1 protein-coding gene is annotated in these 450 nt (G+C 74.7%); it reads left to right on the top strand.

Annotated features, from left to right (window positions below; all coding sequences use genetic code 11):
* On the top strand, positions 1-450 hold a 450-nt coding region (locus tag M3677_RS17230; protein ID WP_285844930.1), incomplete at both ends, for a sigma factor-like helix-turn-helix DNA-binding protein.

Below are 450 nucleotides of genomic sequence, written 5' to 3'. Positions count from 1 at the left end.
GCAGCGGGCCGTCCTGGTGCTGCGCGAGGTGCTGCGCTGGCGGGCGGAGGAGGTCGCCGCACTGCTGGACACCACCGTCGCCGCGGTGAACAGCGCGCTGCAGCGGGCCCGCGCCACGTTGGCCGGGTACGACGGCAAGGCACGGCCCGGCGAGGTCGACGCCGACCAGGCCGAGCTGCTCGCCGCCTACGTCGACGCCTTCCAGCGCTACGACATGGCCGCCTTCGTGAAGCTCCTGCACGACGACGCCGTGCAGGACATGCCGCCCTTCGCCATGTGGCTGCGGTCGGCCTCCGACGTCGTCGCGTGGATGGAGGGCCCGGGTGCGGGCTGCCGCGGGTCGGCGCTGCTGCCGGTGGACCTCAACGGCTCGACGGCGTTCGCGCAGTGGAAGCCCGACGGCGCCGGCGGCTGGGCGCCGTTCGCGTTCCAGGCGCTCGAGGTGCACGA

The organism is Curtobacterium sp. P97 (assembly GCF_023712445.1).
Lineage (GTDB): Bacteria > Actinomycetota > Actinomycetes > Actinomycetales > Microbacteriaceae > Curtobacterium.
Note: the sequence above shows the minus strand (reverse complement) of the source record. Positions and strands in the feature narration are given on the sequence as shown.